The sequence below is a fragment of the Streptomyces sp. NPDC001108 genome, from assembly GCF_053598535.1.
Genome location: NZ_JBSFKL010000002.1, coordinates 150,428 through 170,957 on the forward strand (window position 1 = coordinate 150,428; position 20,530 = coordinate 170,957).

Annotated in this window: 16 protein-coding genes; 13 read left to right on the plus strand and 3 right to left on the minus strand. The window is 74.5% G+C overall.

Going from position 1 to position 20,530, the window contains the following annotated elements; all coding sequences use genetic code 11:
- Positions 1-202: 202 nt before the first annotated feature.
- Complete coding sequence (locus ACWC97_RS05515; RefSeq protein WP_450647603.1) at positions 203-2,167, plus strand: S53 family peptidase; 1,965 nt, start codon at positions 203-205, stop codon at positions 2,165-2,167.
- Between the two features lie 82 nt (positions 2,168-2,249).
- Here ACWC97_RS05515 and ku read toward each other — a convergent pair whose 3' ends face one another.
- Positions 2,250-3,311, minus strand: coding sequence for a non-homologous end joining protein Ku (gene ku, locus ACWC97_RS05520; protein WP_450647605.1), 1,062 nt, complete (start codon positions 3,309-3,311; stop codon positions 2,250-2,252).
- A 60-nt stretch (positions 3,312-3,371) separates the two neighbouring features.
- On the opposite strand from ku, the gene ligD reads away from it, so the two are divergent.
- The 8 genes from ligD to ACWC97_RS05560 all read left to right on the plus strand — a co-directional run bounded on the left by ligD (position 3,372) and on the right by ACWC97_RS05560 (position 13,160).
- Positions 3,372-4,277, plus strand: a complete 906-nt coding sequence (ligD, locus tag ACWC97_RS05525; protein WP_450647606.1) for a non-homologous end-joining DNA ligase — start codon at positions 3,372-3,374, stop codon at positions 4,275-4,277.
- A 268-nt stretch (positions 4,278-4,545) separates the two neighbouring features.
- Positions 4,546-6,696 (plus strand): HEAT repeat domain-containing protein, encoded by a 2,151-nt coding sequence (locus ACWC97_RS05530; RefSeq protein ID WP_450647608.1) that lies wholly within the window; start codon positions 4,546-4,548, stop codon positions 6,694-6,696.
- Positions 6,693-7,001 carry a zinc ribbon domain-containing protein gene (locus tag ACWC97_RS05535; RefSeq protein ID WP_352277148.1) on the plus strand — a complete coding sequence of 103 codons (309 nt, stop codon included), beginning with the start codon at positions 6,693-6,695 and terminating at the stop codon, positions 6,999-7,001. Before ACWC97_RS05530 ends, ACWC97_RS05535 begins: the two co-directional genes overlap by 4 nt.
- A 131-nt stretch (positions 7,002-7,132) precedes the next feature.
- Positions 7,133-7,873 carry a hypothetical protein gene (locus ACWC97_RS05540; RefSeq protein WP_352277146.1) on the plus strand — a complete coding sequence of 247 codons (741 nt, stop codon included), beginning with the start codon at positions 7,133-7,135 and terminating at the stop codon, positions 7,871-7,873.
- Positions 7,870-9,165, plus strand: coding sequence for a HAMP domain-containing sensor histidine kinase (locus ACWC97_RS05545; protein WP_352277144.1), 1,296 nt, complete (start codon positions 7,870-7,872; stop codon positions 9,163-9,165). Before ACWC97_RS05540 ends, ACWC97_RS05545 begins: the two co-directional genes overlap by 4 nt.
- A gap of 86 nt (positions 9,166-9,251) precedes the next feature.
- Positions 9,252-10,631, plus strand: coding sequence for an FtsW/RodA/SpoVE family cell cycle protein (locus tag ACWC97_RS05550; RefSeq protein ID WP_352277142.1), 1,380 nt, complete (start codon positions 9,252-9,254; stop codon positions 10,629-10,631).
- Positions 10,628-12,085 (plus strand): penicillin-binding transpeptidase domain-containing protein, encoded by a 1,458-nt coding sequence (locus ACWC97_RS05555; RefSeq protein WP_450647611.1) that lies wholly within the window; start codon positions 10,628-10,630, stop codon positions 12,083-12,085. The genes ACWC97_RS05550 and ACWC97_RS05555 overlap by 4 nt, the downstream gene beginning before the upstream one ends.
- A gap of 4 nt (positions 12,086-12,089) precedes the next feature.
- Complete coding sequence (locus ACWC97_RS05560) at positions 12,090-13,160, plus strand: amidase family protein (protein ID WP_450647612.1); 1,071 nt, start codon at positions 12,090-12,092, stop codon at positions 13,158-13,160.
- Between the two features lie 7 nt (positions 13,161-13,167).
- On the opposite strand, the gene ACWC97_RS05565 is transcribed toward ACWC97_RS05560, so the two are convergent.
- On the minus strand, positions 13,168-14,082 hold the full coding sequence (locus tag ACWC97_RS05565) for an ADP-ribosylglycohydrolase family protein (protein WP_450647613.1): 915 nt from the start codon (positions 14,080-14,082) through the stop codon (positions 13,168-13,170).
- A gap of 55 nt (positions 14,083-14,137) precedes the next feature.
- On the minus strand, positions 14,138-15,244 hold the full coding sequence (locus ACWC97_RS05570) for a ferritin-like domain-containing protein (RefSeq protein ID WP_352277135.1): 1,107 nt from the start codon (positions 15,242-15,244) through the stop codon (positions 14,138-14,140).
- Positions 15,245-15,420: 176 nt separating this feature from the next.
- On the opposite strand from ACWC97_RS05570, the gene ACWC97_RS05575 reads away from it, so the two are divergent.
- From ACWC97_RS05575 to ACWC97_RS05590, 4 genes are all read left to right on the plus strand, one after another.
- Positions 15,421-16,356, plus strand: coding sequence for an AurF N-oxygenase family protein (locus ACWC97_RS05575; protein ID WP_352277134.1), 936 nt, complete (start codon positions 15,421-15,423; stop codon positions 16,354-16,356).
- Positions 16,357-16,399: 43 nt separating this feature from the next.
- The gene (locus ACWC97_RS05580) at positions 16,400-17,152 is read left to right on the plus strand and encodes a TetR/AcrR family transcriptional regulator (RefSeq protein WP_352277132.1); all 753 of its coding nucleotides are present in this window, start codon (positions 16,400-16,402) and stop codon (positions 17,150-17,152) included.
- Between the two features lie 122 nt (positions 17,153-17,274).
- Positions 17,275-17,541, plus strand: a complete 267-nt coding sequence (locus tag ACWC97_RS05585) for a hypothetical protein (protein ID WP_352277130.1) — start codon at positions 17,275-17,277, stop codon at positions 17,539-17,541.
- A gap of 83 nt (positions 17,542-17,624) precedes the next feature.
- Entirely contained in the window at positions 17,625-20,264 is a 2,640-nt protein-coding gene (locus ACWC97_RS05590; protein WP_450647616.1) for an outer membrane protein assembly factor BamB family protein, read from the plus strand.
- Positions 20,265-20,530 lie beyond the last annotated feature (266 nt).

Below are 20,530 nucleotides of genomic sequence, written 5' to 3' on the forward strand. Positions count from 1 at the left end.
CCACTGCCCGACAAACCCGGCCATTGCCCGCGAAGGGTCTGCGAATCACCTGCTGAACCGCCCGGAGAAGCAGGGCACTTGATGGATTCTTGGCCTCCGCATGCCCCTCATATGAGGTGTTCCTCGCCAGAGTGGCGCATTACATGTGCACACCATCCAGTGCATGTCGTCCACACGCGAAGACCACATCGCAGGGGGTTGTATGAGAACCAGCCGCGCGAGAAGTCGCGCCGCGCTGAGCATGGTGGCCACGCTGCCGCTGCTGGCCGGTGCGCTCGCCCTCGGGTCACCGAACGCCAGCGCCGACTCCGCTCCGGGCGGACGGGCCGCGCTGGCCGGCACCAAGCCCGCCTGGGCCACCGCCGGGGCGGACCGGGGCGCCAGCGCCGACGGCGCGAAGGTCGCCGTCCGGGTCCATCTGGCGGGCCGGGACGCGAAGGGGCTGGCCGCCTACGCCGCCGCCGTGTCCGACCCGGACTCCGCCGCGTACGGGAAGTTCCTGAGCCCCGCGCAGGCGCGGGCCCGGTTCGGGGCCACCCAGGGGCAGATCGACCGGGTCCGGGACTGGCTGCGGTCGAGCGGGCTGACCGTCACCGGCGCCAACCAGCACTACGTCTCGGCCACCGGTGACGTCGCCACCGCCCAGCGGGCCTTCAGCACCCGCCTGCACAACTACCGCAAGGGCGACCGGACCTACCGCGCCCCGGCGTCCACCGCCTCGGTGCCCGCCGCGCTGGGCGACGCCGTCCTCGCCGTCTCCGGCCTGGACAACGCCCCGCACAAGTCGAGCCACGACGAGGAACTGCCGCCGCCGGACGACGTGTTCCGCAACGCCGGGCCCTTCTCCACGTACTACGGCTCCAAGACGTCCCCGGCGCTGCCGGACGCGTACGGGAGGAAGGCGCCGTACGCCGTCAAGGGCTACACCGGGAAGCAGCTCCGCGCCGCGTACGGGGCGGGGAAGTGGACCGGCAGGGGCGTCACGGTCGCGATCACCGACGCGTACGCCTCGCCGACCATCGCGCGGGACGCCGCCGAGTACGCCCGGCGCAACGGCGACGCCCCGTACCGCGAGGGACAGCTGCGCCAGGTGCTGCCGGCCGACTACACCCGGACCGAGGAGTGCGGGGCCTCCGGGTGGTACGGCGAGGAGACCCTGGACGTCGAGGCCGTGCACGCGGTCGCGCCGGCCGCGGACATCGTGTACCTGGGCGCGGCCTCCTGCTACGACGAGGACCTGCTGGACACCCTGAACAAGGTGGTCGACAAGCGGCTCGCCGACATCGTCTCCAACTCCTGGGGCGATGTGGAGTCCAACGAGACGCCGGACGTGGCGGCCGCCTACGACCAGGTCTTCAAGATGGGCGCGGTCGAGGGGATCGGCTTCTACTTCTCCTCCGGCGACGACGGCGACAACGTCGAGTCGACCGGGACGAAGCAGATCGACGTGCCGTCCAACTCCGCCTGGGTGACCTCCGTCGGCGGCACCGCGCTGGCGGTCGGCAGGAACGACACGTACCAGTGGGAGACCGGCTGGGGCACGCTCAAGGCGACCCTCTCCGCCGACGGGAAGAGCTGGGACGGCTTCCCCGGCGCGTACACCTCGGGCGCGGGCGGCGGCACCAGCTCGACCGTGAAGCAGCCGTTCTACCAGCGCGGGATCGTGCCCGACGCGCTCGCCCGGGCCAACGGCAAGCAGCGGATGCGCACGGCCCCGGACATCGCGGCCGTCGCCGACCCGAACACCGGCTTCCTGGTCGGCCAGACCCAGACGCTGCCCGACGGCTCGCTCGGCTACGACGAGTACCGCATCGGCGGCACCTCGCTGGCCGCGCCGGTCGTCGCGGGTGTCCAGGCGCTGGCGCAGCAGGCCCGGCACGGGCTGCCGATCGGGTTCGCCAACCCGTCGATCTACGCCCGGTACGGCTCGAAGGTGTACCACGACGTCACCGACCACCCGCTGGGCCCGAACCGCGACCTCGCGGTGGTCCGGGTCGACTACGCCAACGGGGTGGACGCGGCGGACGGGCTGCTGACCTCGCTGCGCGGCCTGGGCAAGGACGCCTCGCTGAAGGCGGTCCGCGGCTACGACGACGTGACGGGGGTCGGGACCCCGGCGCCCGGTTACGTGGACTCGTACCGCTTCCCGTTCCTCGGCAGGCACTGAGCCGCGGGCAGGACGACGGCGGCCGTCCCGGGGAGCGGGTGCTCCCCGGGACGGCCGGTCCGCGCTTACGGGGCGGGGAGGTTCAGGCCGAGGCCCGTCCGCGCGGGGCGGCCTTCCCCGTCGCCGCCTTCGCGGTGGTCCTCTTCGCGGTCTTCTTCGCCGATGCCTTCGCCGCCGTCTTTCCGGTGGCCTTCTTCTCGGCCGTCTTCCTGGCGGCCGGCTTCGCCGACTTCGTGGTCTTCCCCGCCGTCTTCTTCGCCGTCCGGCGCGCGGGCTGCGCCTTCTTACGGGCGCCGGTGGCGCCGGACTTCCGGCGGCCGGCCAGCGGGGTGACCTCGGCGACGGAGGCGTCCTCCGGCTTCTCGCCCCGGGCCTCCTTCGCCTCCCGGACACTGCTCTCCAGGGCCGCGATCAGGTCGATGACCTTGCCGCCGCCGGTGCCCTCCGCCTCGGCCCGTTCGGGGGTGCGGCCCGCCGCCTTGGCGGCGATCAGCTGCTCGACCGCCTCGCGGTAGTCGTCGTGCAGCGAGTCCAGGTCGACCTCGCCGAGGGTGTCCATCAGCGCGTCCGCCAGGTCGAGTTCGGCGTCCCGGACCGTGACGTCGGCCTGCGGGGCGGCCCCCTTGGGGCTGCGGATCTCGTCCGGCCACAGCAGTCCGTGCATGGCGATCACGTCGTCGACCACCCGCAGCATGCCGAGCCGCTCCCGGCCGCGCAGCGCGTACTTGGCCACGGCGACCTTCCGGCTCCGCTTCAGCGCCTCCCGGAGCAGGGTGTACGGCTTGGCCGCGGTGACTCCGTCGGCGGAGAGGTAGTACGCCGTGTCCATCTGGAGCGGGTCGATCGAGGCGGCGGGAACGAAGGCCACGATCTCGATCGTGCGGGCGGTGGGCAGCGGGAGCGAGCCGAGGTCCTCGTCGGTGATCGGGATCATCGAGCCGTCGGCCTCCTCGTACGCCTTGCCGATCTCGGCGGCGGAGAGCTCCTCACCATCGAGTTCGCAGACCTTGCGGTAGCGGACCCGGCCGTTGTCGGCGAGGTGGATCTGCCGGAAGGAGACCGCGTGGTTCTCGGTGGCGTTGACCAGCTTGATGGGGATGCTGACCAGCCCGAACGAGATGGCACCGTTCCATATGGATCTCACCGTTCACCCCTTGTGTCCGGATGGATACCTGCACCTGGCGAAACGTGTGATTCTTATCGTATGACGCCGATCACGGAGGTGGCAGGGCGGCGGCTGGCGCTCAGCAATCTCGACAAGGTGCTGTATCCGGCCACCGGGACCACCAAGGGCGAGGTGCTGCACTACTACGCGGTCACGGCGGCGGGGCCGCTGCTCGCCCAGTTGCGCGACCGCCCGGTGTCGTTCCTGCGGTATCCGGACGGTGTGGACGGACCCCGGTTCTTCAGCAAGAACCCGCCACCGGGCACACCGTCCTGGGTGCGGGTCGCCGCGGTGCCCCGGCACCGGGACGAAACGGCCGGGCAGGTGCTCGTGGAGGATCTGGCCGCGCTGGTGTGGGCGGCCAATCTGGTGGTGGAGTTCCACACCCCGCAGTGGCGGGCGGCGGCGCCGGGGCTCGCCGACCGGATCGTGTTCGACCTGGACCCGGGCGACCCCGCGACCGTCGTGGAGTGCTGCGCGGTGGCGTGCTGGCTGCGCGGGCGGCTGGCGGCGGACGGGCTGCGCGGCTACCCGAAGACGTCCGGATCGAAGGGGCTGCACCTGCTCGTCCCGCTGGAGCCGACCCCCGCCGAACGGGTGTCGGCGTACGCGCGCCGGCTGGCCGTCCGGGCCGAGCGGGAGCTCCCGGAGCTGGTGGTGCACCGGATGCGGCGGGCGCTGCGCCCGGGGAAGGTCTTCGTCGACTTCAGCCAGAACTCCGCGTCGAAGACCACCGCCACCCCCTACACACTGCGCGCCCGCCCCGAGCCGACCGTCTCCGCGCCCGTCACCTGGGCGGAGGTCGAGGGCTGCCGCTCCCCCGGCGAGCTGGTCGTCCTGGCGGACGGGATGGCGGCGCGGCTGGCCCGGTACGGCGACCTGCTCGCGCCACTGGCCGATCCGGCCTCGGCCGGGACGCTGCCGGACGCGACGTCGCCCGGGTGACCGGGCACCCCGGCGCGCGGCCGGTGCGAACGCGCCGGAGCGCGGCTGATCCGGTGCGCCGGAGCGCGGGCGGGTCCGGTGCGCCGGGGTACGGGTGGCATGGACGCGCCGTAGCACGGATGTCCGAATCACCCCGGTCCGATAGCGCATACCCGGCCGTTTGTCATGCCCGCCGGGAAAAGACCGCATGTGAAGGGCGGATCGGCCGGACCGTGGTGCACACTCCTCGCAGACACTGCTTCGTTGTAACGCGTGGGGAGGCGATGGGGTGTTCGCGGGGATCGACGAGGTCGACTGGGCCTCGATGGAACATGCCTACGGGCCGGCCGATGACGTGCCCGCCCTGCTGCGGGGGCTCGCGTCCGCCGACCCGGCACGGCGCGAGACGGCGCTGGACGGGATGTACGGCGCGGTGCACCACCAGGGCGATGTGTACGCCTGCACGCTGGCCAGCATTCCCTTCCTCTTCGAGCTGGTCGTGGACCCGGGCGTCCAGGACCGGGGCGGCATCGTCGAACTCCTCACCAGCATCGGCGGGATCGATCTGGACGAGGACGACGAGATCGACGAGGACGAGATCGAGGGCGCGGCCAACTACGCGATGGCGGCCACCGCGGTCACCGCGGGCGCGGGGGTCTTCTTCGAGCTGATGTCCGACGAGGACCCGGGCGTGCGACTCAACGCGCCCCTGGCGCTCGCCGCGCTGCACGACCACCCGGACCGGGTGCTCGCGGTGCTGCGGGAGCGGCTGCCGATCGAGCCGGACGAGGAGGTGCGGCTCGCCCTGGTCGAGGCGGCCGGGCGGATCGCGCTGCGCCACCGGTCGCTGGCCGGGCAGGCGGCGGGGTGGCTGACCCGGCTGGCGGGCGGGGGTTTCCCGCCGGGGCTGCGGCTGGCCGCGCTGGCCCAGCTGGCCCGGTGCGCCCCCGATGCGCTCCCCGGTGACGTGGTGCGGGTGGTGACGGGGGTGCTGCGGCAGTTGCGCGCGGTCCCGGCGCGCCGGTCCGGCGCGGGTCCGGCGGCGGGCGCGCGCCCCGGGGCGGCGGCGGTCGAGGCGTACCCGGAGGCGGTCGGGGAGCCGCCCGCGGAGGAGCGGTCCGCGCCGGCGGCGGCCCGGTTGCGCGCGCTGCCCGACGAGCCGGTGGTACGGCCCGCCGCCCCGTGGACGGCGGATCTGCTGCGCACCCTGCACGCCGGGCTCGACGACCGGGTCGCCGAGCGGACGGCGCTCCTGACGGACCAGTTGCGCAGCCCGGACCGGCAGCAGCGGATCGACGCGCTCCGGATGTGCGGCGGGCTGATCCGGGCCTGGCGGGGCGAGTACGGCGAGCTGGTCCGGCTGGTCGGCGAGCAGCTCGCCACCCCCGAGCCGCGGCTCGCCGAGGCCGCCTCGCACGTGCTGGAGGAGCTGTTCGGGCTGGCCGCGCCGGCCGCGGACGCGCTGGCGGCGCGGGTGGCGGCGGACCCGGGGGCATGGGTGCGGGACTGGCCGAGCGGACCGCCCGAGCTGGGCAGCGCGGTGAAGGCGCTGGCCCGGCTGGGCGACGTACGGGCGCTGCCCGCGCTGGCCGCCGCGCTGGAGCGGACCGAGGTGCCGCACGACGTGGGCTTCGCCGTCGGCTGTCTCGGGGCGGCCGGGGCCCCGCTGACCGGTGCGCTGAGGCGCGGGCTCGCCGCCCTGCCGCTCGACGGGCGCACGCACGACCGGGCCGGGCCGCTGCTGACCGCCGTCACCGCGCTGCGGGCGGACGAGGCGCTGCCGGAGGTGCTGCGGGTGCTGCGCGGTGCGCCGGAGTACCGGGGCGACTGGGTGCGCACGTCGGCGCTGCGGGCCATCGGTTCGTTCGGGCCGGTGGCGCGCGAGGCCGTCCCCGAACTGCGGGCGCTGCTGCGGAGCCCGGGGGCCACCTCGGCGACCGAGGTCGCGAAGGCGCTGTGGGCGGTCGAGGGGGACGCCGGGGCGGTGCTGCCGGTGCTGGTGGAGGAGTTGCGGGCGGAGCGCGTCCATGAGGTCCGGGCCGCGGTGCGGGCGCTGGGCGGGCTGGGAGCGCGGGCCGAGGTGGTCGCGCCGAGGCTGCGGGCCCTGCTGGGCCACGGGGAGGCGGCGGCGCGGGTGGACGCGGCGATCGCGCTGTGGCAGGTGACCGGGCGGACCGGGGAGTCCGTGCCGGTGCTGCTGGCGGCCTGGGAGCAGGAGCGCCAGGGCCGCGTCCGGGTGGCGGAGGGCCTGGCGCTGATGGGGGCGGCCGGTGAGGGGTCCCCGGCCGCGGAGGTGCTGCGCGCCGAACTCTCCTCCGTACGCCGCCACAACGCGATGGACGGCGGGTACGCCAGCCATGACACCCATGAGGACGAGAAACTGCTGACGCTCTGTCGGCAGGCGCTTTCGGGCAGGACGGGGAAGGGACCCACCACATGATCATTTTCGGTACGCGCGGCTATCTGTACCAGCTGGCCATTCTGACGCTGGTCTGCGGCTGGTGCGGGAACCCGGCCGCGCACACCCTGCGCAAGCGGGTCACGAAGTTCACCCTGTTCTTCGTCCCGCTCTTCCCGTTCTCGACGAAGTACGCCACCCAGTGCACGTTCTGCGGCGGCGAGCAGCAGATCGCGAAGGAGCAGGCCGAGCAGTTGCTGGCCCAGCACACCGCCGCACAGCAGGGCAATCCGTACGGGCAGCCGCAGGGGTTCGCGCCGAACGGGCGGGGCCCGCACCAGGACTGACGTCCGGCCGGTTGCCGCCGGGGCGACACCCCTCGCGCGCAGTAAATACGGATAACTGACTTCTTAAATACACATAACCGACTTCCTTCCGCATACAGTCGTGGAATCCGGTCTCCGGAAGGGAGGGAGTCATGCGTCGGCTGGGACACCGTGCGGCGGCGGCCCTCGGAGCCGTCGCCGGTGCGGTGCTGCTGGCCGGCTGCGGGGACAACGGCGGGCTGCGGAGCGCCGGTACGGTCCCGCCCGCCGTCGGGCCCGTCCGGCTCTGGCCCGGTCTGCCGACCGCCTCCGCCGCCCCGAAGGACTACGGCGAGGGCGAGACCGCGCGCATCCCCGGGATCACCGTGCCGGACGACGACGTGCACCGGCTGGACCCGGTGGCGGTGGTGCGGGCCGGTCTCGCGGCCCGGTCGGGCCGGACCAGCGGTACGGCCGAACTGCCCGCCGACACCGTACGGCGGATCAACGCCTGCGGCACCGAACCCGCCTCCTGCCCGGTGCTGCGGCCGTACTACCGCGATCTGACCGGCGACGGCCACGACGACCTGGTGCTGGGCATCCGGTTGACGAACGGTCAGCTCTCGGTGCGGGCCTACACCGCCCGGGGCGGCGTGCTGACCCGCATCCTGTCCACCTCGGACGCGGTGATCAGCGTCGAGCTGGCGGGCCGGGACCTGATCGTGCGCGCCCCGTCGGCGATCCCGGGCTACGAGTACCGCACCTCCTGGACCTGGGACGGCAGCCAGCGGGCGATGCTGCCCACCCAGGAGGAGATCCAGCGGATGCCGTCGTCCCCCTCGCCGCTCCCCCGCCCCACCCCGGCCGGCTCCTCACCCGCGCCGCTCGCCGAAGCCCCCGCGGGGCGGCGATGAGCCGGCTGCGCCCGCCCGCCTGGACCGCCTCGCTCACCTGGAAGGCGGGGCTCTTCATCACGGTGATGTGCTGCGCGCTGGCCGCGCTGCTGGGCGCCCTGGTACACACCGAGGTGACCCGCCGGACCGTGGGCCAGTCCCGGGACAAGGCGCTGGCCCGGCTCTCCGACGTCACCACCGCGTACGAGACCGGCGAGGCCCTGCCGCCGGGCTCCGGGCTCGACCCGCCGGGGCTGCCCGCCGCGCTGCGCACCCTGGCGGCGGGCGGCGGGCGCGGCACGGTGGTCGGCGACCTGGACGGCCGGCCGGTCATGTGGGCGGCGGCCCCGGCGGACGGGCGGGCGCTGGCCGTCCAGATCGACTACCGGCAGAGCGCCCGCACCATCGAGAGCCTCGACGGGGCGATCGCCGGCTCCTCGGTCCTGGCCATCGGCGCGACCCTGCTGGTCGGGGCGTTCGCCGTCACCCGGGTCACCCGGCGGCTGCACCAGACGGCGCTGGTGGCCCGCCGGATCAGCGCGGGCGATCTCGACGCCCGGGTCGACGACCCGCGCACGACGGACCCCTCGCGCCCGCAGGACGAGGTCGCGACCGTCGCCGGGGCGCTCGACACCATGGCCGCCACGCTCCAGCGCAAGCTCCTCGCCGAGCAGCGCTTCACCGCCGACGTGGCGCACGAGCTGCGCACCCCGCTGACCGGTCTCTCCGCCGCCGCCGAGCTGCTCCCGCCGGGGCGCCCCTCCGAGCTGGTCCGGGACCGGGTGCGCACCATGCGGGCGCTGACCGAGGACCTGCTGGAGATCTCTCGCCTGGACGCCGGCCGGGAGCACGTCGACCTCGGGGTGTACGAGCTGGCGCCGCTGGTCGCGCGGGTGGCCCGCGCCTCCGGGACGGCGACCGAGGTCCGGGTCGAGGGGGCGACGGCGGGGGCGCCGGTGCACGTCCGGACCGATCTGCGGCGGCTGGAGCGGGTGCTGGGCAATCTGATCGCCAACGCCCACCGGCACGGCCTGCCCCCGGTGGTGGCGACGGTCGACGGCCCGGTGGTGACCGTGCGCGACCACGGTCCCGGGTTCCCGGAGTACCTGCTGGACGACGGGCCGCGCCGGTTCCGCACCGGGGGCGGCGGCAAGGGCCACGGCCTCGGGCTGACCATCGCCGCCGGGCAGGCCGCGGTGATCGGCGCCCGGCTGGAGTTCCGCAACGCCCCGGACGGCGGGGCGGCGGCCCGGGTGACGCTGCCCGCGCACCGGCCGCCGGACGACCCGCGCTCCACCCCGCCCCAGGCGTGACGGGGCGGCCGTTCCACGGTCCTTCTTCGGACATACCCGCTGCGACATAAAGGAAATACGGAGCGGCTCTTGCTACGTTTCCCGGCATGACCGCAACGACGGCGGACGCGCCCCCGCCCGAGCTACGCCTGGCGAAACGGCGCGGGATCGAGCTGCTGCTCCTGCTCGGGGCCGTCCTGATCGCGGTCTTCGGGTACGTCTCCGTCGGCCTGGCGAAGAACGGCACGGTCCCGCCCGACGCGGCCGGGTACGGGGCGGGGCTGGGGCTGCTGGCGCTGCTCGCCCATCTCGCGGTGCGGCTGCGGGCCCCGTACGCCGATCCGCTGCTGCTGCCCATCGCCGTCCTGCTCAACGGGCTCGGTCTGGTGCTGATCTACCGGCTCGACCTGGAGACGCCCGGGGACCGGGCGGCGCCCACCCAGTTGATCTGGTCCACGCTGGGGGTGGCGCTGTTCATCGTGGTGGTCGTCGTGCTCCGCGACCACCGGGTGCTCCAGCGGTACGCGTACCTCTCGGTGGCCGCCGCGCTGGTCCTGATGATCGTGCCGATCTTCTTCCCGGCGGTGAACGGCGCCAAGATCTGGATCCGGGTCGGCGGATTCTCCTTCCAGCCGGGCGAGTTCGCGAAGATCCTGCTCGCGGTGTTCTTCGCCGCGTACCTCGCGGTCAACAGCAACGCGCTCGCCTACACCGGCCGCCGCGTCTGGCGGCTCCAACTGCCCACCGGCCGGGTGCTCGGCCCGATCGTGGCGATCTGGCTGCTCAGCGTCGGCGTCCTGGTCCTGGAGCGCGACCTGGGCACCTCGCTGCTCTTCTTCGGCCTCTTCGTGATCATGCTGTACGTGGCCACCGGGCGGACCGGGTGGATCGCGGTGGGGCTGCTGCTCGCGGCGGTCGGCGCGTTCGTCGTCGGCTCCCTCGAACCGCATGTGCACAGCCGGGTGCAGGACTGGCTCGCCCCGTTCGCCTCCATCGACGCCGGCCAGGGCCCCGGCCAGTTGGCCCAGTCGCTGTTCGCGTTCGCGGCGGGCGGGCTGCTCGGCGCGGGGCTGGGGCTCGGCCACTCGATCCTGATCGGGTTCGCCGCCAAGTCCGACTTCATCCTGGCGACGGCGGGCGAGGAGCTGGGGCTGACCGGGCTGACCGCAATCTTCCTGCTGTACGCGCTGGTGGTGGCGCGCGGCTACCGGGCCGGGCTCGCCCTGCGCGACCCGTTCGGGCGGCTGCTGGCGATCGGTCTGGCCTCGATCCTGGCGCTCCAGGTCTTCGTGATCGCGGGCGGGGTGATGGGGCTGATCCCGCTGACCGGCATGGCGATGCCGTTCCTCGCCCAGGGCGGTTCCTCGGTGGTCACCAACTGGATCATCATGGCGCTGCTGATCCGGATCAGCGACCAGGCCCGCAGACCGCGGCCGGATCCCGTGGAGACCGGGATCGTCGCGCGGATCCCGGGGGGCGGACGGTGATCCGCTACATCAGGCGGGCCGCCGCGCTCCTGCTGGTCCTGCTGGTGGCGCTGCTGCTGAACGCCGCCCGCATCCAGGTCCTGGACGCCGACGAGCTCGACAACAACCCCGCCAACCGCCGCCTCACGATCGCCCGTTACGACCAGCCGCGCGGCGATATCGTGGTGGGCGGCCGGTCCGTCACCGGCTCGAAGGACACCGGTGAGCAGCTCGCCCACGAGCGCACCTACCGCGAGGGCCCGCTGTACGCGCCGGTGACCGGCTACGCCTCGCAGACGTACGGCACGACGCTGCTGGAGAACGCCGAGGACCCCCTCCTCTCCGGCACCGACCCGATGCTCGCGCCGTTCCCGTTCTGGAACGACGTCACCCGGGCGCAGCAGCCCGGCGGACGGGTCGTCACCACCGTCGTGGACGCGGTGCAGCGGGCCGCGTACCAGGGGCTCGGCGGGCGGCGGGGCGCGGTCGCCGCCCTGGAGCCGGCCACCGGGAAGATCCTGGCGCTGGTCTCGACGCCCTCGTACGACCCCGGGCTGATCTCGGGCACCGGGGCGGCGGTCACCGGTGCCTGGGCGCGGCTGAACGCGTCGAAGAGCCAGCCGATGCTCAACCGGGCGATCCGGCAGACCTATCCGCCGGGCTCCACCTTCAAGATCGTGACGGCGGCCGCAGCGCTGGACGCCCAGGTCGTCACCGATCCCGACACGGACACCCGCACCCCGTCCCCGTACGTCCTGCCGGGCACCACGACCACGCTGCCCAACGAGGCGCACGGCTGCGAGCGGGCCTCGCTGGCCGAGGCGATCCGGATCTCCTGCAACACCGTCCTGGCGGACCTGGGCGTACGGGTGGGGCTCGACGGCATGGTGGACGCGGCGCGGAACTTCGGCTTCGACGACACCGGGCTGCGGATCCCCTCGGGGGTGGCGAAGAGCAACTTCGACACGGAGATGACCAGGGACCAGCTGGCGCTCTCCTCGATCGGGCAGTTCGACACCACGGCCACCCCGCTCCAGATGGCGATGGTGGCGGCCGCCGTGGCCAACGGCGGCGAGCTGATGCGCCCGTACCTGGTGGACCGTACGACCACCCACGGGTCCAGGACGGTCCGGCGCAACGGCCCCCGCTCCTACCACCGGGCGATGAACCCGGGCACGGCGGTGCAGCTGCGGCGGATGATGGTCGACGTGGTGGAGAACGGCACCGGGACCAACGCGGCGATCGACGGGGTGACGGTCGGAGGCAAGACCGGCACCGCGCAGCACGGCGTGGACAACTCGGGCCTGCCCTATGCCTGGTTCATCTCCTGGGCGCAGGCGCCCGACGCGGCGCGGCCGGCCGTGGCGGTCGCCGTGGTGGTCGAGGACGCGGCGGCGGACCGGGCGGACATCAGCGGGGGCGGCAGCGCGGCCCCGATCGCCCGTTCCGTGATGGCGGCGGCCCTGAGAGGCTGACCCGATGGCGAGTCGGGTGGAAGCGGTGGAGCGGGCCCTGGAGCGGATCGGCCGGGAGGATCCCCGGCTGTGCGCCTTCGTGGAGGTGTGGCCCGAGCGGGCGCGCGCGGCGGCGGAGCGGGCGGGCGGGCTGCCACTGGCCGGGGTGCCGTTCGCGGTCAAGGGGCGGACGGGGATCGGCGCGTACACGGCGCGGCGGCTGGCCGGGGCCGGGGCGGTGCCGGTCGGCTCGACCTCGGTGCCCGGCCCCGGCACCCCCTGGCAGACCTGGGGGCAGGGCGCCCTGGGCCGTACGGTCAACCCCTGGCGCGCCGACCGCACCCCGGGCGGCTCCTCGGCGGGCGCGGCGGTCGCGGTGGCGGCGGGCCTGGTGGGGCTGGCGACCGGCGGCGACGGGGCCGGGTCGGTGCGGATCCCGGCGGCGTGGTGCGGGGTGTTCGGGCTGAAGACGACGAACGGCCTGCTGCCGTCGCCGGACCGCACGGGGCTGGCCGCCGCCGGTGTGCTGGCCCGCACGGCCGGGGAGGCCGGTGCCTTCGCGCGCCATGTCCTGGAGGTGGCGGTGCCCGAGCCGCCGACGGGGCCGGTGGACGCGGTGTTCAGTGTCGATCTGGGGTACGCGGAGGTCGACCCGGAGGTCGCGGCGGTGGTCCGGCGGGCGGTGCGGCGGCTGGTGGCGGCCGGGGTGGTGCGGCTGGTGGACGGCGGGTGCCCGCTGCTCGACCCGCGGGAGGCGTGGCGGACGGTCCGGGGCGGGGCGGTGTCGCCGGAGGGCGGGGAGGTCCGGCGGGCGAACGACACGGCGCTGGACGCGCTGTTCGCCCGTACGCCCCTGCTGCTCACCCCGACCACCCCGAACCGCCCGCACGGCCACGAGGGCCCCGGCGAGACGTACTCGACCGCGCTGACCTGGGCGTTCAACCTGAGCGGTCATCCGGCCGCCAGTGTGCCGGCCGGGTTCACGGCGGACGGCTGCCCGGTGGGGCTCCAGCTGGTCGCGGAGCGCGGGGCGGACGCGGCGCTGCTCGCGGTGGCGGGCGCGGTGGAGCGCGCCCTGCCCGCCGTGCGCCGCTGATCCGGCGTCAGTCGAGCGGCTCGCGACGCCGCAGCCAGGACGCGGGCACCCCGGTGGTCCCGGTGGCCGCGCCGACCACGCCGCCGGTGATGGCGCACGTCGTGTCGACGTCACCGAGTCCCTCGGCCGTCGCCCAGAGCGCCGCCTCCAGGTCGTCCGGGTGCCTGGCCGCGGTCCACAGGGCGAACGGCACGGTGTCGTCGGCGCGGATGCGCTGCCCGTTGCCCAGCAGGTCGGACGCCTTCCACGGCGCGGTGTCGAAGGGGAGGTCGGCGGCTCGGCGCAGCCCGTCGCGGACGAGCCCGGCGGGGGTCAGTCCGGCGACCTCGGCCAGGGTGAGCGTGCCCCGTACGGACAGCGCGGCGGCGACCGCGACCGCCACCGCGCCCGCGATCCCCTCCGGGTGGGCGTGGGTGACCTCCGCCTGGCGCGCGGCCTGGTCCGCGACGAGGGCGAGGTCGTGGTGGAAGTAGGCGCCGAGCGGGGCGACCCGCATCGCCGCGCCGTTGCCGAGGCTGCCGCCCTCGAAGAGTCCGGGGGCCAGGGTGCGCCAGTCGGCGGGTGCCGTCAGGAGCGCGGGCAGCAGCATGTGCATGCCGTGGCCGTAGCCCCGGCCCCGGTCGGCCTCGTGGGTGAGGGCGAAGCAGAGGGCGAGCCGGTCCTGCTCCACCCGGCCGTGCTCGTCCAGCACCCGAAGCAGGGCGCGGGCCAGCGCGGTGTCGTCGGTCCAGTGCCAGACGGGCTCGTCGGGGGTGTGGCGGGCACGGATCTCGGCGGCCGCCCGCCGGGGTTCCCGGAAGAGCGGGGCCCACCGCTCCCCGAAGGCGTCCCCGAGGGCCAGCGCCTCCAGGCTGCGGCGGGCGGCGGCGGGGTCGGCGGCGTACGCGGGCGGCGGTGGCGGCGGTGTGGTCATGGCGGCCATCCTCGCCGGGCCGGGCCGCGGCGCACACCCCCGTTTCCGGCCGTGCGCCGCCCGCTCAGGCGCCCCCGCCCTGGGCTATCGCTTCCTCGACCTCGGCGACCCGGGCCTGCTCCTCCGCCGCGAACCGGTCCCGGTCGAGCTGCTCGGCGATCTCCTCGTCCTGGGCCATCAGCAGGTCCAGGTTGGAGTCGCCGAGTTCGAGGACGCCCATGTCGACGTAGGCCTTCTGGAGCCGTTCGCCCCACAGGCCGATGTCCTTGACGCACGGCACGATCCGGCTGAACAGCAGCTTCCGGAAGAGCTGGAGGAACTCCGAGTGCTCGGACAGCTCCTTGGCCTCCTGCTTGCCGATGCCGAAGTTCTCCAGCACCTCGACACCGCTGAGCCGGTCGCGCATCAGGTAGCAGCCCTCGATGACGAACTCCTCGCGCTCGCGCCGCTCGGCCTCGCTCAGCTGCCGGTAGTAGTCGCGCAGCGCCATCCGTCCGAACGCGACGTGCCGGGCCTCGTCCTGCATGACGTAGGCCAGTATCTGCTTGGGCAGCGGCTTGGTCGTGGTGTCGCGGATCATGCCGAACGCGGCCAGCGCGAGGCCCTCGATGAGGACCTGCATGCCGAGGTAGGGCATGTCCCAGCGGGAGTCGCGCAGGGTGTCGCCGAGCAGCGCCTGGAGGTTGTCGTTGATCGGGTAGACCATCCCGACCTTCTCGTGCAGGAACCGGCCGTACACCTCCGCGTGCCGGGCCTCGTCCATGGCCTGGGTCGCGGAGTAGAACTTGGCGTCCAGGTCGGGGACGGACTCGACGATCCGGGCGGCGCAGATCATGGCGCCCTGCTCACCGTGGAGGAACTGGCTGAACTGCCAGGAGGTGTAGTGGCTGCGCAGCCGACCGCGGTCCTTCTCGGTCATCTTGTCCCAGTGCGGGGTGCCGTAGAGGGTCAGGGCCTCGTCGGGGGTGCCCAGCGGGTCCTCCGGGTCGACCTCCAGGGACCAGTCGATGCGCTTGTTGCCGTCCCACTGCTTGTCCTTGCCCTTCTGGTAGAGGGCGAGCAGGCGTTCGCGTCCGTCGTCGTAGTCCCAGCTGAAGCGGGCGGCGCCGGAGGCGGGCACCTCCCACAGCGGAGCCCCGGGGGCGGTGGTGTAGAGGTCGTGTGTCGACACGGACAACTCCTTCGCCTGGCAGTTCGCGGCAATTCCCTTGGCGGTGCGCTCAGTTGGCAGGTTCACACGTTGGTAGACGCCGGGTCAACAAGTCGCGCGGAAGGGATTGACGGCCTTGCTGACTGGGAGTCTCATAAGGAGTGACCGCCGGTAACCCCAGAGCGAGGTGCCTCCTCATGACCCCAGTGACCGAAGCCGACGTCCAACTCCTGCGCGACGCGCTCGGACCGCTCCGGGACCGCGAACAGGTGGCCGCGCGGCTCCTCGAATCCTCGGCCAGGCACTCCTTCGACCCGGACAAGGAGCTGGACTGGGACGCCCCGATCGAGGAGGGCAAGTGGTTCTGGCCGCCCGAGCTCGTCTCGCTCTACGACACCCCGCTGTGGCGGCGGATGTCCGAGGAGCAGCGGATCGACCTCTCCCGGCACGAGGGCGCCTCGCTCGCCTCGCTGGGCATCTGGTTCGAGATCATCCTGATGCAGCTGCTGGTCCGGCACATCTACGACCGGCCGGTGACCAGCAACCACGTCCGCTACGCGCTGACCGAGATAGCCGACGAGTGCCGGCACTCGATGATGTTCGGCCGCATGATCACCTGGGGCGGCTCGCCCGACTACCCCGTACCGCGCGTCTACCACAACCTCGCCCGGGTACTGAAGACCATCTCCACCACCCCCGGCTCGTTCGCCGCGACCCTGCTGGGCGAGGAGATCCTGGACTGGATGCAGCGGCTGACCTTCCCCGACGAGCGCGTCCAGACGCTGGTGCGCGGCGTGACCCGCATCCATGTCGTCGAGGAGGCGCGGCACGTCCGCTACGCCCGGGAGGAGCTGCGCCGCCAGATGGTGACCGCCCCGGCCTGGGAGCGCCGGCTGACCCGGCTGAGCTGCGGTGAGGCGGCCCGCGTCTTCTCCGTCTGCTTCGTCAACCCGCAGGTGTACGAGCACGTCGGCCTGGACCGCCGCGAGGCCGTCGCCCAGGTGCGGGCGAGCGGCCACCGCGCCGAGGTCATGCAGTCGGGCGCGAAGCGGCTGACGGACTTCTTCGAGGACATCGGGGTGCTGAACGGGGTGGGGCGCAAGCTGTGGAAGCGTTCCGGACTGCTGGCCTGAACGGCCGGGGCGCGTCCGGGGACGGAACACCTAGGCTTCGGTCATGACCCCTGTCGCCGCCGCGTCACCGGCCCGTGCGTACCGAAGGCTCAGTGTCGAGGAGCGCCGCGCCCAACTGCTCGGCGCGGCGCTCTCCCTCTTCGCCCACCGGGCCCCCGACGAGGTCTCGCTCGACGAGGTGGCGAGCGTCGCGGGGGTCTCCCGTCCGCTCGTCTACCGCTACTTCCCGGGTGGACGGCAGCAGTTGTACGAGGCGGCGCTGCGCTCGGCGGCCGAGGAGCTGATCCTCTGCTTCACCGAGCCCCCGGTGGGACCGCCCACCGAGCGGGTGACGCGGGTACTGGACCGCTACCTCGCCTTCGTCGACGGGCACGACACCGGGTTCAGCGCGCTGCTGCGCGGTGGCGGCGTCGTCGGGACCTCGCGCACGTCGGCGATCGTCGACGAGGTGCGACGGGCGGCGGCCGAGCAGATCCTGCGCCATCTCGGCGAACGGTCCGAGCCGGGCCCCCGGCTGCGGATGATGGTGCGGACCTGGATCGCGGCGGTCGAGGCGGCGTCCCTGATCTGGCTGGACGAGGAGAAGCGGCCCGCCGCGTCGGAGCTGCGGGACTGGCTGGTGGACCACCTGATGGCACTGCTGGCCGCGACCGCGGCGAGCGACCCGCAGACCGCGGAGGTGCTGGCGGCGCTGCTGCCTCTGGAGCGGCCGGAGGGCCCGGCGGGCCGCCTGGCCCAGGGTCTGGGCCCGGTGCTCGGCGGGGCGGGCCATCTACTGCCGGGGGCCGGGCGGTGACCGGGCGGGACGGCTGACCGGTCGGAACCGCTGACGGGCCGGGACGGCCGACCGGCCCGCCCACTCCCGGACTCGCCGGGCCGACCGCTGCCGGGTGCGGGCCCATCGGTCAGACTGGGGCGGTGCGAAGCGAGAACACCGCCTTCACCGGCGGCCCCCTGGACGGCCGGGTGCTGCCCGTGCTGGTCGGCCCGACCGGTCACCCGCCCAAGTGGTACGAGGTCCCGGTACCGTCCGCCGACGGCGGGCCCGCCACGGTGCACGCGTACCGGAGGGCCCCGGCCGGCTACTCCAAGCGGCTGGGCATCCAGCGCGGCTGGGTGTACGAGTACGTCCCGGAGGGCCGGGAGCGCCGCACCCTCAAGTGGCCCTGGTCCAGGCCGGACTGACGGGCCCGGTAGCGGAGACGGCCGCCCGTACCCCCTAGGATCGACGCTCTGGTGCCCAGGGACGGTCAGCGAGGGGGTGCGCCATGGAGGCGCTGCGTCAGGACGATCCACGCCGCTTCGGCCCGTACACCGTGCTCGCGCGGTTGCGCACGACCGCGGGCAGTGTGCTGTACCTGGCGCGCGGGGCCACCGGGGACGACGCGGTGGTGGTCACCGCGGCCCGTACCGAACTCGCCTCGCAGCCCGTCTTCCGGCGCCGCTTCCAGGCGGAGGCCCGCACCGCGCGCGAGCTGGCCGGGAGTTGGGTCCAGCCTTCGCCGGACGGGCCGGACGGCGAGGCCGACGAGTTGCAGTGGACGGCCGCCCCGTATCTGCCCGCGCTGACCCTGGCGGAGGTCATCGGGACGACCGGGCCGCTGCCCGAGCGGGCCGTGCGGGTGCTGGGCGCGGGACTCGCCGAGGTCCTGGCGCGGGTGCACGCCTCCGGGGCGGTGCTCCAGGGACTGGCCCCGCACACGGTGCTGCTGGCCGGGGACGGGCCCCGGCTGATCGCCTTCGGCCCGCTGGGGGCGGCGGTCGACGCGTCGGCGGGCCCCGGCGGCCAGTTGTCGGTACGGCTCGGGTACCTGACGCCGGAACAGGTCGAGGGCGAGGAGCCCGGACCGGCCTCGGACCTCTTCGTGCTGGGCCTGCTGCTGGCGTACGCGGCGACCGGCACGACCCCGCTCGCCGAGGGGCCGGCCGCCGAGGGCGCCGAACGGATCGCCCGCACCGCCCCCGAACTGGGCGCCGTTCCCGAGGAGTTGCGCGGCCCGATCGCCCGCTGCCTGGAGAAGGACCCGGCCGCCCGGCCGAGCGCCGAGGAGATCGCGGCCGAGCTGGCCCCCGGGGGCGCGGCGGAGTCGGCTAAGGACGGCTGGCTGCCGGACGCGACGGCGGCCGCGGTGGCGGAGCAGGGGATGCGCGTACGGGAGGCCGTCGCGTCCGGTGAGCGGATCGAGGCGAAGGAGGCGCCGGGAACGCCGGAAGCACCCGTCGCGGAGGCGCCCGGGGCCGCCGAGGCCCCGGCGCCCGCCGCCGCACCGCCCGCGGACACCCGGACCGCCCAGCTCGGGGACATCGCCCACCGGGCCCCGGCGACGGACCGGCCCACGACCCAACTGGCCGTCCCCCAGGAGCTGACCGGCCGCCCCGCCCTGCCGTCGGCGTCCCCGGCGCTGCCCGCGGTCCCGTCCTCGGGGCCCGTACCGGCGCTGCCCGCCGGGCTCTCCCCCGTACCGGCCGTGCCGCAGTCCACCAGCGCCCTGCCCGCCCTTCCCGCGCCGTCGGGCGCGGCGGACCCCCGGCCGCTTCCGGTCCCGCTGGGCAGCGGCCCCGCCGCCCCGCCCTCCTCCGCCGCTTCGGATGTCGGGCGGCGGAGCCTGTTCATCGGGCTCGCCGCCGGGGCCGCCGGGCTGCTCGTCGGCGGGGGCGGGGCGCTCGCACTGGCGGGCGGCGACGGGGACACCGACGACGACGCCGGGCCCTCGCCGAGCCACGGCGGCCCCACCGTCGCGGGCCTGCCGCCGCAGCCCCGCTGGGTGTACACGCACCCGGACGCCGACGCGGCGTCGCTCACCGCCACCGTCTGGAACAAGCGGCTGCTGGTGCTGACCGGCGAGTCCGGCGCGTCCGCCGTCGATCTGCGGACCGGGCGCCGGATCTGGGAGAACAAGGACGCGGCCGGCGGCCGGGCCGTACCGGACGCCGGGCAGGACTTCTGCTTCGTGGCGACGCCGTCCGCGTTCCTCTGGCTGTCACCGAAGGACGGGAAGACCGTGCACCGGGCGGCCCTCGCGGAGCTCTCCCCCGAGACGCCGTCGCTCGCCGCCCCGTCGGTGACCGGTGCGTCGGGGACGGAGCTGTGGTTCACCGCCACCGAGACGGTCACGGTCAAGGCTCCGCCGCCGAAGAAGGGCAAGAAGCGCGGCAAGGACCAACGGGTCGTCAAGGCGTACCTGTTCGGCTACGACCTCGCCCGCCGCGCCCAGCTGTGGCGGACCCCGGTACCCGCCGGACGCGGCACCGCCACCCCCGTCCACCGGCTGGTCGCGGTCCGCGGGGACGGCGTGGTCGTGCGGCAGACCTCGGCCACGCTCGCCCCCGGCCAGGTGAAGGCCGACAAGGGCAAGGCGGTCTTCCGGAGCTTCGACCGGAAGACCGGGAAGCAGCAGTGGAACCATTCGTTCGGCTCGGTCGCGCCGGACGCGGCGGTCGCGGGCGACGACCGGGGACTGCTGTACGGGGCGGTGGGCGACGCCCTCCAGGCGTTCGAGACCCCGGGCGGCAAGCCGAAGTGGACGCTGAACGGCACCGACGGGGCCCCGTTCGGCACCCCCGTCGTCTCCGGGACGGTGCTGCACGTCACCAGCCGCAACCAGGAGGTCGGCGCCGTCGAACGGGAGACGGGACGGCTGCGCTGGCGGCGCTCCACGGAGGCGGCCATCGGCACGGCGGCCCCCGCCGTCACCCTCAGCGCGGGCGGCGGAACACTGCTGGCCGCGGACGCCTCCCAGGTCACCGCCTTCGCCTCGGCGGACGGCCGACGACTGTGGAAGTTCCAGGACATCGGCGCCCAGGACCCCAAGGGCCCCACGGTCACCGCCCCGTACCGCGTCCTGCCCGCCGACCGCACGGCCGTGGTCCAGCGCGACCGGATCTTCTACGCCTTCCCGGTCGACTGAGACCCCGCCCCGCCCCGGTCGCGGCCGCACGCGCGATGCGACCGGGGCGGCGGGTCACACCGGCCGAATCCGTACGTCGCTCCGCGGCGGGTGCGATCCGATCACGTCGCCCGCTCCGGACCGGGCGTATGCGCCGACGACGACGGTGGGCAGGGAACGTCGCGCAGGCCCGGTCGGGCAGGCACGCCCCCTGAAAGCTCAGCACCCCACCCCGCCCCAACACCCGCGTCCTTCCGGGCGAATCCGCCCGGCGCCACGCGCCACGG